Genomic DNA, 15,149 nt, shown 5'->3' with positions numbered 1-15,149 from the left:
CCGACCCCAGGCCCTACGTCTGGACGAAGACCGCAGACGAGATCCTCGAACGCCTCGCCAGCTATCTGAACAGAATTCCTGACTCAGAAGACTAGAATGAGGCGGTGGCTAAAATGACGATCCGTGACGTCACGCGCTTGGCCGTGCGTGAAGAAGTGCTCCGGCAGGCTTGGAGGCTATTTGCCGAGCAAGGCTTCGCCGCCACAACAATCGATCAGATCGCCGAGGCCGCCGGCATGTCCCGGCGTACCTTCTTCCGCTATTTCTCCAACAAGGACGAGCTGCTCCAGGCCAAGCTGCTGCAGAGTGTCGAGCGGCTCGCCGACGCGCTGAAAGCCCGCCCGGCCGACGAGGCTGCCTGGGTGGCCGTGCGGCGCGCCCTGGATGTGGTGGTCGATTCCGGGGAGATGTTCGCAGCAGACAGCCGTGCCCTTCAGCGTATGTTGTGCGAGGAACCGGCGGCACGAGCCAACAACGAGGAGCGCCGCCGGTACTGGAACGAGCTGTTCGGCCCACTGATCGCCGCCCGGCTTGCCCCGGGAGGGGATCTGCACCTGCGGGCTACAGCATTGGCGAGCGCGGCATTCGGCTGCCTGGACGCCGCGCAGGAGGCCTGGCTGCACAAGCCGGAGGCGAGCCTTTCCGAGCTGCTGGACGCTGCCATGAGTGCCATCGAGCAGCTGAGCTGAGACCGATTGCTGTGCGGGGTGGCTTCTGTGGCCGTGCGCGGGCGGACGGCTCACGATGTCCGGGATCACGGGGGAACTTCACGCCGCCTGGTCCACCAGCTACATCAACAACACGATCATCCCGATGCTCTGCCGCAAGGCCGGAGTCCCGGACGCCGATGTCCGCAGGAACATCACCAGCCACCGCGCTCGCTCAACCATCGCCAGCCAGCTCTACAACGCCAAGGAGGCGATGCCGCTGTTCGAGCTGCAAGCCTGGCGCACCATCGAGGTCGTCGACCGCGACGCGGTCGCCCACGGCGCCACCTCGGCCGGCGAGCCCTGGCAGCACTACTACCTCGAACACTGCTACTGCACCTTCTTCGAACAGTGCCAGCACCGATGGCCTGCGCACGCTGCGACTTCTACACCCCAAAAGACTTAGCGAAAGCGCAACTCGTGGAAGCCAAAGGGAACTTACAGACGATGGTCGTCTCGATCCCACTCACCGAGGACGAACAAGCCGCGGTCACCAACGGTCGGACCGCGATCGATCAACTCCTCGCCAGACTCGCCGACATCCCGATCCCTGCCGGGCCGACACCCCGCCAGATCGAGGCACCTGGCACGGCGCGGCTCCTGCCGATCGTCGACGTCCGGCAGGGCAGAGCAGGCCAAGCTTGACAAATCTGATTCCACGAATGATGCCGGTTGACGGGCCCCTCAACGACGCCCGAGTTCCAGGGCAGGGTGAGGTCAGCGGTGACGGCGTCTCGGTCGATGCCAGCGGCGAGGGTATGAAGGCTGGGCATGCCAATGCCGAAGAGGCAAGGCGGCTCGCATCTACTTTCGAGGGTACGTCACTTCCCATGGTGTGACGACAGTCACTATCCTGCGACGCGTTGCAACTCTTCGGAGGGCGTCATAACCATGATTGAGCCCAACTCTTCACGTATCGAGGAACTCCTCTCGTCCGCGCTGCAGTGCATGCAGACTCACGCCCGCATGGACATGGCGTTCGCCGCTCGGCCGCTGCCTACAGGTGACGCAGTCCAGATAACAGCCCTCAGCGGAGCTCGCACTGATTCGCTCGCCAATCTGGTGGTGCGGCGCGGCGCTGGACTGGGAGGTAAGGCGCTGGCGCTTAGCCGTCCGGTCGCGGTGCCCAGTTACAAGGCAGCGGGGGGAATCACTCACGACTATGACTCTCAGGTCCTGGGAGAAGGACTGGAAACTCTCGCCGCTTTCCCGATCATAGTGGGAGCCGCGCCTCGACTCGTCCTCTACCTCGGCCACCGCAGACGAGTCCACCTTGGCGATCGCTGGTACGACAGCTTGTTGCCGTCAGTTCGCCAATTGACACGCGACATCGCGCTCGACGATGAAAAGCAGGGCCAGTTCGCCCAGGAGTCCGGGGTGCCCCGTCCTCGCCCATTGCTGCTCAGCCGTAACGACGTTCTCAATATCACCGACGAACTCGACGAGCTGGCGAATCTCGTCAAAGACGATTCGTTGCGAACGCGACTTGAGAAACTCCGCAACCGTTTGACTGTGAGCCCCCTTCCGGAACGTTTCTCCGCTGAGCAGGTGACACTCTCGCCACGCGAAATCGACGTACTGCGGCAGATCGCCCTCGGGCTCACAAACCGTGCTGCCGGAGCGAACCTCGGCCTGGTCGAAAACACCGTCAAGGCATACCTCAAAAATGCGATGCGCAAGTTGAAGGCAAGAAATCGCGTAGAGGCGATCAAAGTCGCCCGAGAACTCGGATTCATCAACTGACCCCGACAGGATGGACCAGCCGTTCCACCATGGTTCATCTGCGCGAGCTGCGTGGGGACCGACAGGTCATCAAGGGGTGACCCACAGGATCCAAGGCGGGATCTCCTTGCATGACCTGACGGAACACCACCATTAGTTGACCTGTTGCCCCCACCCTTCCCAGTACGGCGCGCGGAGTTTGAACTTCTGCAACTTCCCTGTTGCCGTGCGGGCCAGTTCATCGCGGAACTCGACGGATGTCGGCGCCTTGTAGCCAGCCGCCTTGTCCTTGCACCAGGTGATCAGTTCCGATTCGGTCACCTCCTCGCCCTTGGCCAGGACGATCAAAGCCTTAATGGTTTCGCCCCACCTCTCACTGGGAATGCCGATCACGGCAACCTCAGCGACTGCCGGATGAGAAAAGAGAATGTCCTCGACCTCGATGGAGGAGACGTTCTCACCACCAGTAATAATCACGTCCTTCTTGCGATCGCTGATCGCCAAATAGCCATCGCCGTCAATCCTGCCTCCATCGCCGGTGTGAAACCAGCCATCCTCGAGCGCCTGCGCCGTCTCACCTGGCTGATTCCAATACCCTTCCATGACGACGTTGGACCGCGCCAGGACCTCTCCGGAGTCACGTTCGTCCCCATCCGGAGCGTCGATCTTGAGGGAGACCCCCAACGCCGGAGCGCCAGCCCGTACCAGATGCGTAGCACGCTCCTCGGCCGACAGGTGGTCCCATTCAGCGCGAGAGCGGTTGACCGTAAGGAGCGGGCTTGTCTCAGTGAGACCATAGATCTGGATGAACTCCCACCCGAGTTCCTCCTCGACCCGGACAACCGTCCGCGTCGGCGGAGGTGCGCCGGCCATGATGATGCGCAGTCGGTCCCGCCCTGGGATCTCGCCTTTCCAGGACTGGGCAGCATCCAGGATTGCGGTCGCCACAGCAGGCGCCGCGCACATCACGGTGACACCGTACTGTTCGACCCTCCGGAGGATCTCCGTGCCGTCGACCTTCCGCAGGAGCACGTGTGGTACCCCCAGGCCGGTCATCGCGAACGGCATTCCCCAGCCATTGGCGTGGAACATCGGCAGCGTATGCAAGTAGACGTCGCGGTCAGTGATTCCCGCGTGCAGCGCGAACGTCACTGCGTTCGTCCAGATGTTCCGGTGGGTGATTTGCACACCCTTGGGGCGGGCGGTCGTCCCGGAAGTGTAGTTGATCGCCGCGGTGGCGTTCTCGTCTCGCCCCCACTGCTTCGGCTCAGCGATCGCGTCCTCGGCACCGGGGGCGAAGAGGTGCTCGTCGTCACCCAGGACAAACCGGTGCTCGGCCGTGACGCCCTTCAGTGATTCATCCAGCGCGGGGTCGACATACAGTACGCGGGCCCCGGAATGCTCCACGATGTAGCGGACCTCCTCGGGCCGCAGCCTGAAATTCACCGGCACCAGTACCCGGCCGAAGCCGGATACTCCGAAGAACGACGTGAGCAGCCTCGCACTGTTCTGGCTGACCACAGCGACGCGCTCACCCTGCCTGACACCCAAGTCGTCGAGAAACGCAGCCTGGCGGCGGGCGAGGGCGCCCACTTCGCGATACGTCAACGAGCCGAGCGAGGGCGCCGGTTGGTGAGGCTCGTCCAGTGCACCGATGCGATCGCCGTATACCTGCACCGCCCGGTCGATGAAGTCCGCAACGCTGAACGGTACGAACATGAACCCTCCTTCGTTGCGAGACGCGTGTCCATCTCGTAGGGAGTAACGCGCCCGCCCGTGCGGGCGGGCGGGGGCGCGTTACTCCCTACGGAATGACCGGCAGCTCGATGTAGGACTCCCGATGAGTGTCGTGGAAGATCCGCTGACGCGCGGGGACGCAGTCCGACTGATCCTGGTTCCCCGTGTTCAAGTTGAGGTCCCACCGGGGGAAGCAACTGCTCGTCACCTGGAGGCGGATCCGATGGCCCACAAGGAAGACATTGCTCGTGGAGTGCAGATCGATCTCAACGTGGCATTCGCGATCCGCGTTCGTCACCCGAGAGATGCCGTCCACGATGTTGTACGAGCGCTCGTCCGGATGTACGTCGCAGAGCCGAGCGACCCAGTCGGTCGATGGCGCAGAGCTTTGTGCCCGCAAGATGACGCGAACGCGGCCCGTGACGTCGAGCTCGTGCTCAAGCGGCGCTGAAGTGAACGTCACCACGTCGTCGCGTTGTTCGACACCTTGCTGGTCGTAGGGACCAGGCGACTTGATGGATGGTGTCAGAATGGCAGTTCCGCCATGGGTCAGGACGGGATTTGTCGGGTCGTACGTGAACTCGGTCGGTTCGATGGACTCCGTTTCGGGCCGGCCAGGCAAGATCAAGCCGCCGCCGTGGAGGTACCACCGTTCGTTGTGGGCACGCTTGGGCGGCCACTCGGTTTCATCACGCCACTCATTGCGTCCCATAACGAAGATTCGGACGGGCTGGCGTGCGAACTCCAGGTCCAGTTCGGGCAGCAGGTGACGTCTGAACCAGGCGTAGTGCATCGTTGCCCATGCACCGTGGTGGCTGAGCGAACTACTGTCCCTGGACGAGCGTGAGCCAAAAGCCAGGTCACCGATCAGGCTTCCGTAATCGCGGTGCGACCACGGACCGACAACGAGGCAGGCCTCGCGGTCACGGTCCTGCATGCCGGTGTAGTTGTCGAGTGTGCCTTGGAGAAAGGTGTCGTACCAACCGCCGGTGTTCAGGCTCGGCACCTCGATCTGATCATGGTGGTCAACCACGTTGAGGTACTCGAGCACCTTCGCGTCGTGTGTCGCACGAATCGATCCGGCCCCGAACGAAGTACCAAGGGCACCCCACCACTTCTCTAGATCACGGATGGGAAGGGTCCAAAGAGCACTACTGCCCTTCGCGTCGCCTGACCCGAGATCGTCTAGCTCGTCGCACATGTCGACGGCCTGCTCGATGCGACGTGCCAATTCGTCGGAGGACAGCCCCAGGCGAGGCAATTGCCCCGAGGCCATGAGAAGCGACCAGACCGCCTCAAATCCGAGTTCGAGTGCGCCGCCTCGGTGCAACAGCCCGTCGGCGCCGTCGGATGTGATCATACTGGGCGCGATGGCTTTAAGGGACGGGGGGCGCTCGATCGCGGCCGCCCACTGAGTGAAGCCGTGATAGCTCTGTCCATACATCCCGACGCGTCCGTTGGAACCCGGAAGCTTCGCCGCCCACTCGACGGTGTCATATCCGTCTTCGCGTTCATGTCGCCATGGTTCCCACTCGCCCCCGGACGAGAACGACCCACGGCTGTCTTGCACCACGACCATGAAGCCGGAACGCGCCGCATCGACGGGGTCGATCCCGGCGAAGAAGTGATTGACCACGTCGTTTTTCCCGTATGGATATCGGGTCAACAGCGTCGGCCACGGGCCTGGACCGCCCGGTCTGTAAATATCGGCGCGAAGAACGACTCCGTCCCGCATCCGTGCGGCAACGTTCCATTCCACCGATACAGGCAGCTCAAACGTCACCCCCGCCGCGCCGACATGGCCTCGGGCCTGTTCCTGGTCTGTCATCTTTGACTCCCTTCACCCGGCCTCGGAACCATAAGGAGAGCCGAACACGCCAGGCAAGGGTCCACCCACCTTGGTAGGTACGCCCGACCCCGCTGCGGCTGAGCAAAACCGTGAAGTAGCAGGCGCCCGCCTGCGGAACTCGTCGCGGAGCGCCGGTTCGCTCATCGGCGGCCTGCCGGAGACCCAGGAGATGCTGGACTTCGCTGGCGAGCACGGCATCGGTGCCGAGGTCGAGGTCATCCCGGCCGAGGAGATCAACGAGGCGTACGAGAGGGTCCTCGCCTCGGACGTCCGCTACCGCTTCGTGATTGACACCGCCACCCTGGCCTGAGCCCCCACCAGGCACTCAAAGCGCCCCGCACGGGGGTAGTCTCCCCCGTGACTCCCCCGTACGGGGTCCCAACCGCCCTCCATCGCTGTACACACCGCCCACCGCCGACCGCGTTCTTTCCTGTGAGCAACCGCTCGTGCTCGTCGGATCGCCCCCGCCACTGCCGACTCGCGGGCACCGGCCGAGGACATCCGGCTGTGTGGTCGACACCTTCCGGCAGATGGCCGACGCACGGCTATCGAGGTCCATGGCGTGCTGATCACCAACGGAATCCGGTTCCCCGCACGGCATGCGTGTCAGCCTGCTGGTCCCGACGATTCTCCTGCTCGCTCGACTGCTGCTCGGACCGGTCGAGTGCAATCCGTGGTGGGATCGGTCCCAAAGCCCGACAGCCTAGTGTCCTGCGCCGGAGGTCCGTCGTTAGTTTGTGTATGACTGCTTCTGTGGATGTGCCGGCGCCTCGTCGTGGCCCGAAGTTGGAACCGCTGTTGTTGACATCCGATGAGCGTGCGGTGTTGGAGCGTTGGGCCCGGCGGGCGTCGTCTGCGCAGGCAGTGGCTTTGCGGGCTCGCATCGTGCTGGCGTGTGCCGGTGCTGATGTCCCACCGATTGTTGTGGTGGCGCGGGAGTTACGGATCGCGGCGGACACGGTCCGCAAGTGGCGTCGCCGGTTTCTGGCCGACCGGCTGGACGGGCTGGTGGACGAGCGCCGGCCGGGTCGGCCGCCCACCATCAGTGTTGAGCAGGTGGAAGCGGTCGTGGTCAGCACGTTGGAGGAGATCCCGAAGAACGCCACTCATTGGTCGCGTTCATCGATGGCCGAGCGTAGTGGTCTGTCGAGGTCGACTGTGGGCAGGATCTGGCGGAAGTTCCAGCTGAAGCCGCATCTGACCGACACCTTCAAGCTGTCGACGGACCCGTTGTTCGTGGAGAAGGTCTACGACGTGGTGGGGCTGTACTTCAATCCGCCCGAAGGCGCGGTGGTGCTGTCGGTGGACGAGAAATCCCAGATCCAGGCTCTGGACCGCTCTCAGCCCGTGCTGCCGATGATGCCCGGCATGCCTGAGCGCCGCACCCATGACTACGTCCGCAACGGTCTGACCACCCTGTTCGCGGCCTTCGACGTCGCGACCGGTGAAGTCATCACTTCCCTGCACCGCCGGCACCGGGCAGCGGAGTTCAGGAAGTTCCTCATCAAGATCGAGAAAGAGGTTCCCGAACACCTGCAGATCCACTTGATCTGCGACAACCACGGCACCCACAAGACCCCGGCCATCAAGGCATAACTGGCCAAACACCCCCGGTTCCACCTGCACTTCACGCCCACCGGCTCCTCCTGGATCAACCAGGTGGAGCGGTGGTTCGGGTTCCTCGCCGACCAGAAGATTCGCCGCGGCGCCCGCAAGAGTGTGCGTTCCCTGGAAGCTGACATCCGTGCCTGGGTCAAGGAATGGAACGCGAACCCGAGCCCGTTCACCTGGACCAAAACAGCCGAAGAGATCCTCGACTCCCTCGCCCGCTTCTGCCAACGGATCTCCGGCGCAGGACACTAGCCCACTGAAGCCATTTCCGATCCGACCGGAAGACACACCGTGCTCAGCCTCGAACTCATCGTGGTCCTGGGCCTGGCCATCATGGTCGGGGAGGGCATCGGCAGCCGTCTGCGTCTCGCGTCGCCCGTGTTGCTGCTCGTCATGGGGGCGTTGCTGGGCTTCATCCCCGCCTTTCGCGAGGCGCAGCTGCCGCCCGAGGCTGTGCTGCTGATCTTCCTGCCGGCCCTGTTGTACTGGGAGAGCCTGACCACCTCGCTGCGCGAGATCCGCCGCGACCTGCGCGGCATCGTCCTGCTCAGTACCACCCTGGTGATCGCGACCGTCGGCGCCGTTGCCGTCGTGGCTCATGCTCTCGGGCTCGGCTGGGCCCTGCATGGGTGCTGGGTGCCGCCGTCGCCCCGACCGACGCCACCGCCGTCGGCGTCCTCGCCAAGGCCCTACCCCGCCGGAACGTCACCCTCCTGCGCGCCGAAAGCCTCATCAACGACGGCACCGCGCTGGTCGTCTACGGACTCGCGGTCGGCATCACGGTCGGCGAAGAATACCTCACCGTCCCGCACGTGACCTGGTTGTTCCTTCTCTCGTATGTCGGCGGCGCCTCAGCTGGCGCGCTGATTGCCTGGCTCTGGATCCATCTCCGGCAGGTCTTCAACTTGAACCCGTTGCTGGGCAACGTGGCCACCATCCTGATCCCCTTCACGGCTTTCCTGCTCGTGGTGGCCGGGCTGATCATGAGTCAGGCGGGACCGCGCATGGTGGGAGCTGCCACCCGACGCCGAGCGGAGGAGTTCTGGTCACTGTCCACGTTCCTCCTCAACGGTGCCCTGTTCGTCCTGGTCGGCCTTCAGGCGCAGTCCGCCGTGCGCAGCCTGGGCAGTACGGACCTCACACACGCGCTGATCGCAGTCGGGGGCGTCTCCGCAGTGGTCGTCGGGGCCCGGTTCGGCTTCCTGTTCACCACTGTGTACCTCATTCGCCTGCTGGACAGGCGCCCTCAGCAGCGTCTGCGCCGGATGAGCTACCGCGCCCGCGTAGTCAGCGCCCTGTCAGGCTTCCGCGGCGCGGTGTCACTGGCGGTCGCGCTGTCGGTGCCGACTACCCTGGGCTCGGGCGCTCCGTTCCCCGACCAGGACACGATCATCTTCGTCACCTCCGGTGTCATCGCCACCACCCTCGTCGTCCAGGGGCTCCTACTGCCCGGCGTGGTCCGCTGGGCGCGTCTGCCACGCGACCACTCCGCGGCAGAGGAACTACTCCTCGCCGAGACCACTGCCACCGAGGATGCCCTCAGGGCACTGCCACATGTCGCCGCGGACCTGGGCACCGATGACGCGGTCGCAGAACGCATGCGCCAGGAGTACGAGACCCACCTGCAGTTCCTGCGGGCGTGTGGCGGAGAAACCGACGATGAGAATGTGCTGCGCCACGACCGCCACTCCACCGAGCTGCGCCTGGAACTCCTGGCCCTCAAACGCGCCACCGTGCTGCGGCTGCGCGACGAGCACGAGATCGACGACACGGTGCTGCGCCAGGTGCAACGGCGCCTGGACATCGAGGAAGTACGGTTGTCGAGGCGGCACTCGGCAGAGTGATTCCCGGTTGGATGCCTCGGCCTTGATCCGCTTCAGGGCATCGTTGAATCCGTCGATTGTGCCCCAGCACATGCGAGACGTCCCTCGTCGATGTCCCTTCCCACGACGATGTCCGGGACGGCCTCAGCGAAGCCTCGCTGGTCGTCCAGCGACGCGGAAGTCATCGCACTCGGAGCGACCTCGGCGGGGGCTGGCGGCAGATCGCCGCATCATGGCCGCCTGTACTGGTCAGCTCCGCACTGCCGATCTCGGGCGCGTCGATCGGTGGCTGGTAACAGACGGCGCCATGCGCTGCGGCGATCATGGTGCACTGGGGTGGCGTCTACGTCCCGTCCCGGCGCGGCATTTGGCGCATCCACAGTGCCGCGTGCTTCACGGAGCGGCATCAGCTGCTCGTCACTCTGCGTGCCAACGGCGAACAACCGCAGAACGTCGTGCGAGCGTGTGAGAAGCCGCATCTCAACCGATCTTGGAACCTGGGGATGCGCCCCGTCCAGTTCAACTCGGCTGCTCCCTTGTGTGGTTGCCTCGCGTACGTGTACGACAACGCGGCCGACCGAGAGCCGCGACATGAACAAAGCGGTGCGTGCCCGCCTCGAAGGCGAAGACCGACGCCGGCGACAGTTTCGACGCGGTGGGCTTCGGCGTGGCCCGGGAGACAGCCGAACCGGGGTCCAGTCCCCGAAGACGGTCGGCATAGAGGGAGGCAGCTGGCGCCATGACAGTGGTTCACCAAAACGCCCGGCGCCGAGTGATGGAAGTTTAAGATTTCTGAACTGTCGGGCCCGATATTTGTGATTGCCGTAAACCTCCAAGTAGCTCAAGGTGGTGGCAGCGGTGGCACCAGACGCGCGGCTGGACATCACTCGTTCGGCCTGGGTTCACCGAAGGAGACGGAAGGGTGGGATCACTGAGGAATCACTTCATCCAAGGCGCCATCCTCGATCTGCTTGCCGTGTTCCTGGCCGAGTCGCTCGCCACGCGCCTGCGTTTCGCCGGTGCTTCGCTGTGCCACCAGACCGCTTCAGCGCTCAACTCGGTCTTCACATCCTTCATCGCGACGTCCTTGTTCGCCGGCGGTGGAGGAATCGCTGGTACGGGCCTCGGCGGGGAGGGGAGTGCTGGTCATCCACCTCGTAGCGATTCTGATCGTACCGGCAGATCCGAACAAGAGATCTCAACGCCAACCGCGGTTCGAGGAACTCCCGCTCTCGCCCCTCTTTTCCGTTCCCGTTTTCTCCTCACACGAGCAAGAGAAGCTGGACATCAAGGAACGCTGAGAGCCGAAGGCTTACGCGGGGAAAGGAAGGATGCAAATGAAGAAGACCGGCGGAGAACTTCTCGCCGAACAGCTGATCACGGAAGGCGTTGAGACCGTTTTCGGGGTCCCGGGCATTCAGCTGGATCATGCGGTGGACGGTCTTGCACAGAACCGCGAGTCGATCGATTTTATTTCGACGCGGCATGAACAGGGTGCCGCGTACATGGCGGACGGCTACGCACGTGTGGCTGACCGGCCCGGTGTCTGCATGGTCGTGCCCGGGCCCGGCCTGCTGAACGCCGGCGCGGCGTTGTCAACGGCGTACGCGACGAACAGCCCCGTTGTCTGTATCTCCGGTCAGATTCCTTCACCGGCCATCGGAAGAGGTCTCGGCCTGCTCCATGAAATCCAGGGGCAGACGGACCTTCTGCGTTCGCTCACCAAATGGAATGGGATTGCGAAGTCTCCTGAGGAGATACCCGGCCTTGTCCGCGAAGCGTTCAAGCAGGTCTCCAGCGGACGTCCGCGGCCTGTCGGTCTTGAAATTCCCCCGGACGTGCTCCAGGCGAAGACGACCGCCGGGGTGGTGAACCCTGCTGGTGACAACACGAGCGAGATCGACGTGGAATCGGTCGATCGTGCCGTTGAGCTCCTCGCCAGCGCCGAGCGGCCCGCGATCGTTGCAGGCGGAGGGGTTCGCGATGCTGCATCCAGCGCCGCGCTCCAGGCACTTGCCGAACTCCTCGGCGCGCCTGTCATCACCACTCGAAACGGTAAGGGCGCGATCAGCGACCGGCACCCGCTTGCCCTGTCGCGCCTGGCTGGCGCGGAATTCCTCGAAAACGCGGACGTCGTTCTGGCCGTCGGTACTCGCTTCATCACCATGACTGGGCAACCGGTTATCCGGCCCGGACGCCACCGCCTCATCGCCATCAACGCTGACCCTGCGGATGTGCGCGCGCCGCGCCAGTTCGATGTCGCAGTCATCGCCAAAGCCGAGGTCGCTTTGGAGGCGATCACGAATTCCCTTCCCCAGGTCAAGCGTGAAGCGCCTGTGCTCGACGGTTGCCGTAAGCGAGAACGTGATGCATTGAGAGGGATTGCGCCTCAGCTGGAGTGGCTTCAGGCAATCCGCAGCGCCATGCCAGACGACGGCATCTTCATTGAAGAACTCACGCAGATCGGCTACGCAGCGCGCCTGGCATTTCCCGTGTACCAGACAGGAACCTACGTGACGCCCGGATACCAGGGCACGCTCGGCTACGGTTTCCCGACCGGCCTCGGTGCCGCCGTTGGAGCCGAGGGCCGACAGGTTGTCTCGATCAACGGTGACGGTGGTTTCGGGTGGGCGCTTCAGGAGCTGTCCACCGCCGCCAAGTACAACATCCGGCTCGTGACTGTGGTATTCCGCAACGATGCGTTCGGCAACGTGCAGCGTATTCAGTCCGAAATGTTCGGTCGCAACATCGGCGTCGACCTCCAGAACCCTGATTTTGTGGCCCTGGCCCAACAGTTTGGCGTCGCTGGCGAGCGAGTCACCACGCCCGAGGGGCTCGGAGACGCGATTCGGAACGCCCGAGGGACGGACGCACCCGTGCTCATCGAGGTTCCGTTTGACGACGTTCCCTCTCCGTGGAAGCTCCTGGCGGAACCGTCCATCGGCTGAGCAGCGACGTGCTCGGCCCACCAACTCACGATCTAGGAAGGATGACTCATGGCATCACCCAGGGGCATCGTCGACGACTCGCTGTGGCTGGATAACGCCCGCGTCGTCCCGTCGGGGACGTCGTACGCGCAGGTGGACAACTCCGCGACCGGTGAGGAGATCGCCAAGGTCCGGTCCGCCGCTCCTGAGGACGTCGACCGCGCATTCGACTCCGCCGCACGTGCGCAGAAGCAGTGGGCGGACGTTGCGCCTACTCATCGTGTCGCTGTGGTCGAGAAGGGCGCGGACATCCTGGAAAGTATGGCAGATGACCTCGCCGCCACTATGCAGGCGGAAGTCGGGACCGTGGCAAGTCAGGTCCACGGAACGCAGGTCGCCCTGGGCCTCGCGGCCTTCCGCCACACGGTGGCCTCAGCCCTTGACGCGATCACGCAGCGAGAGAGGATCGGCAACTCGGACGTGGTCCGCGAGCCTGCGGGCGTCGTCGGAGCGATCACCCCTTGGAACTATCCACTGATGCAAGCGGCGCTCAAGGTAGCGCCAGCCATAGCAGCTGGTTGCAGCATCGTCATCAAGCCGCCGAGCGTCGCCCCGCTCACGACCTACCTCGTGGCGGAAGCGTTCGCCAAGGCCGGGCTCCCCGCTGGCGTACTGAACGTCGTTTGTGGAAGCGGCAGAAGTGTAGGCAGTGCGATCGCCGGCCATGCACGCGCAGACTTCGTCTCCTTCACAGGCTCCGTTGAAGCCGGTCGGCAAGTCGCCATGTCTGCTGCTCGGTGGGGGACGCGCACATCGCTCGAGCTGGGCGGAAAGAGCGCGGCGATTGTCCTGGATGACGACAAGGTCCGTGCCGCGGTGCGGCATACGATCGCAAGCTGTTTCGCCAACGCCGGACAGACGTGTGCGGCTTTGTCGCGGCTGATTGTTCCGCGCCGCCTCCTTGAAGAGGCCGAAGACGAAGTCCGCAGTGTGATGGCACAAGTCGTCGTGGGTGACCCCTTCGATCCGGCCAGCACGGTCGGCCCTCTGGCGAACGAGGGACAGCGAAAGACGGTGGCCGAGCACATCCGGCTGGCCGGTGAGACCGCAGGTGTGCGTACCGTAGCGTCCAAGGACGTCTCCCACCTCACCTGCGGTTGGTACGTCGCTCCTACCGTCGTCGTGGCCGACAACTCCAGCGCGCCGATCGTGCAGGAAGAAGTGTTCGGGCCCGTGCTGGCCATTCAGCCTGCCGACAACGAAGCGCATGCGGTCGAGCTCGCCGAAGGAACTCGGTTCGGCCTCATCGCACGCGTGTGGACCGAGGACGATGCGCGCTTCGAGAGGGTCGCCCGACAGCTTCGTGTGGGCGGAGTGATCCAAAGCGATGCCCCGACGGTTTGGGACGCTCCGTTCGGAGGCGTCAAACACTCCGGGTACGGCCGCGAGCGCGGCGTCTACGGCGTCGAAGAATACCTCGTCCCAAAGTCTCTGCAGCATGGAAGCTCAGAAGGATGACGCTCCGATTCTCGCTCGCCCGAGCAGAAAGAACTACAGCCCAGTATTGAGTAGGGGCTGAGCGAGTGAACGCGGCGTTTTAGTGACAGGAAATAACATTTCCAGCTCGGCGTTTCGCGACGCACATTCTTCGAATTACTGCTGGCGAGATTTCAAATAAGGGATGGCCAAGTCTCTACATCGGCCTCAAATTCCAAACATGGCGCTGTGTACGCTTCCTTTCCACAGCAGCGCCCACAGAAGTGAACGGAGACGGAAATGGGTGAGATCGTCCTCGCCGCCAAAATCACACACGTCCCCTCCATCTGGTTGTCCCTCCAAGAGGGGAAGCATCACGGCATCCGACGCCAGGCCGAGGAAGCTCTCGCCGAGGTCAGCAGAAGGGCCCAGGAACGGCAGGTGGACACTTTCGTCATCGCCGACACCCACTGGCTAAACAGCTCCGGATTTCATCTCAACGCAAAGGTGCGTCATGAGGGACGCTACGCGTCCCACGAACTTCCACATTTCATCCAAGGACTGACCTACTCCTATCCCGGCGACCCGGAACTAGCGGCGCTTATCGGTGAAGAAATCCTCACCGGTGGGCAGAAGTCCCTGGTCCATGACATCCCTGAGTTGGGACTCGAGTACGGCACGCTGGTGCCGATGCATATCATGAACAGCCAGGAACCCAAAGTCCGTGTACTACCAATCGGCTGCAACCTGTACTCCACCATCGAGGAAAATCTACGCGTCGGCGAGGCTATCGCCCGTGCCGCAAGGCGTAGCGGCCGTCGGGTAGCTTTCCTGGCGAGCGGCTCCCTGTCGCATCAGTTCCCCACCAACGCGCTCACCAGCAAGTACCTGAACTCCATCAGCGCGGAATTTAACGCGCAGATGGACCACGCCGTACTCGAAATGTGGTGCGACGGTCGGATAGGGGAGTTCCTTGAAATGCTCCCCGACTACAGCGTGCGGTGCAGCGGCGAGGGGGCAATGGCTGACACCGGGATGCTCTTCGGCATCCTCGGACGATCCTCCTATCATGGCCACGGGGAGCAGTTGTGCGAATACTTTCCCAGTACGGGCACTGGCCAAGTCGTGGTCGATTTCAGTCTCGATCCTATCGCCTGAGCCGGGCGCATACATGGAGCTTGGGCAGCCTGTAATCCGACAAGAGGACACGGCCTGATGCCAGAATTCCCTCACGGGACGCCTGGCCACTTACTTCCGAGGAGCTGGTGATTTCTCCGACACCGGTCAGACATCGCTA

The 15,149-nt window shown here is 63.7% G+C and carries 9 protein-coding genes and 3 pseudogenes; 10 read left to right on the top strand and 2 right to left on the bottom strand.

Annotated features, from left to right (window positions below):
• The first annotated feature begins 113 nt into the window (after window positions 1-113).
• The 4 genes from ABTZ59_RS34885 (at window position 114) to ABTZ59_RS34870 (ending at window position 2,450) form a co-directional block, all read left to right on the top strand.
• On the top strand, window positions 114-689 hold the full coding sequence (locus ABTZ59_RS34885) for a TetR family transcriptional regulator (protein WP_351424196.1): 576 nt from the start codon (window positions 114-116) through the stop codon (window positions 687-689).
• A gap of 55 nt (window positions 690-744) precedes the next feature.
• On the top strand, window positions 745-1,113 hold the full coding sequence (locus ABTZ59_RS34880; protein ID WP_351424193.1) for a hypothetical protein: 369 nt from the start codon (window positions 745-747) through the stop codon (window positions 1,111-1,113).
• A 41-nt stretch (window positions 1,114-1,154) separates the two neighbouring features.
• Window positions 1,155-1,352 (top strand): hypothetical protein, encoded by a 198-nt coding sequence (locus ABTZ59_RS34875; protein ID WP_351424190.1) that lies wholly within the window; start codon window positions 1,155-1,157, stop codon window positions 1,350-1,352.
• Between the two features lie 246 nt (window positions 1,353-1,598).
• The gene (locus ABTZ59_RS34870; protein ID WP_351424186.1) at window positions 1,599-2,450 is read left to right on the top strand and encodes a helix-turn-helix transcriptional regulator; all 852 of its coding nucleotides are present in this window, start codon (window positions 1,599-1,601) and stop codon (window positions 2,448-2,450) included.
• A 132-nt stretch (window positions 2,451-2,582) separates the two neighbouring features.
• Here ABTZ59_RS34870 and ABTZ59_RS34865 read toward each other — a convergent pair whose 3' ends face one another.
• Both ABTZ59_RS34865 and ABTZ59_RS34860 read right to left on the bottom strand, forming a co-directional pair.
• On the bottom strand, window positions 2,583-4,148 hold the full coding sequence (locus ABTZ59_RS34865; RefSeq protein WP_351424183.1) for an AMP-binding protein: 1,566 nt from the start codon (window positions 4,146-4,148) through the stop codon (window positions 2,583-2,585).
• Between the two features lie 85 nt (window positions 4,149-4,233).
• Window positions 4,234-5,994 carry a CocE/NonD family hydrolase gene (locus tag ABTZ59_RS34860; RefSeq protein WP_351424179.1) on the bottom strand — a complete coding sequence of 587 codons (1,761 nt, stop codon included), beginning with the start codon at window positions 5,992-5,994 and terminating at the stop codon, window positions 4,234-4,236.
• A gap of 148 nt (window positions 5,995-6,142) precedes the next feature.
• Here ABTZ59_RS34860 and ABTZ59_RS34855 point away from each other — a divergent pair.
• The 6 genes and pseudogenes from ABTZ59_RS34855 to hpaD form a co-directional block, all read left to right on the top strand.
• A pseudogene (locus ABTZ59_RS34855) lies at window positions 6,143-6,325 on the top strand (alcohol dehydrogenase); the annotation flags it as partial.
• Window positions 6,326-6,756: 431 nt separating this feature from the next.
• Window positions 6,757-7,878 (top strand): annotated as a pseudogene (locus ABTZ59_RS34850) (IS630 family transposase).
• An 81-nt stretch (window positions 7,879-7,959) separates the two neighbouring features.
• A pseudogene (locus ABTZ59_RS34845) lies at window positions 7,960-9,470 on the top strand (Na+/H+ antiporter).
• A 1,316-nt stretch (window positions 9,471-10,786) separates the two neighbouring features.
• Window positions 10,787-12,397 carry a thiamine pyrophosphate-binding protein gene (locus ABTZ59_RS34840; RefSeq protein ID WP_351424175.1) on the top strand — a complete coding sequence of 537 codons (1,611 nt, stop codon included), beginning with the start codon at window positions 10,787-10,789 and terminating at the stop codon, window positions 12,395-12,397.
• A gap of 48 nt (window positions 12,398-12,445) precedes the next feature.
• The gene (locus tag ABTZ59_RS34835; protein ID WP_351424172.1) at window positions 12,446-13,894 is read left to right on the top strand and encodes an aldehyde dehydrogenase family protein; all 1,449 of its coding nucleotides are present in this window, start codon (window positions 12,446-12,448) and stop codon (window positions 13,892-13,894) included.
• A 258-nt stretch (window positions 13,895-14,152) separates the two neighbouring features.
• Window positions 14,153-15,010: a 3,4-dihydroxyphenylacetate 2,3-dioxygenase gene (hpaD, locus tag ABTZ59_RS34830; protein ID WP_351424168.1), complete on the top strand. Its 858-nt coding sequence runs from the start codon at window positions 14,153-14,155 to the stop codon at window positions 15,008-15,010.
• Window positions 15,011-15,149: the final 139 nt, after the last annotated feature.

The sequence above is a fragment of the Streptomyces sp. NPDC094034 genome (genome assembly GCF_040303865.1).
In the GTDB taxonomy this organism is placed as follows: Bacteria; Actinomycetota; Actinomycetes; order Streptomycetales; family Streptomycetaceae; genus Streptomyces.
Note: the sequence above shows the minus strand (reverse complement) of the source record. Positions and strands in the feature narration are given on the sequence as shown.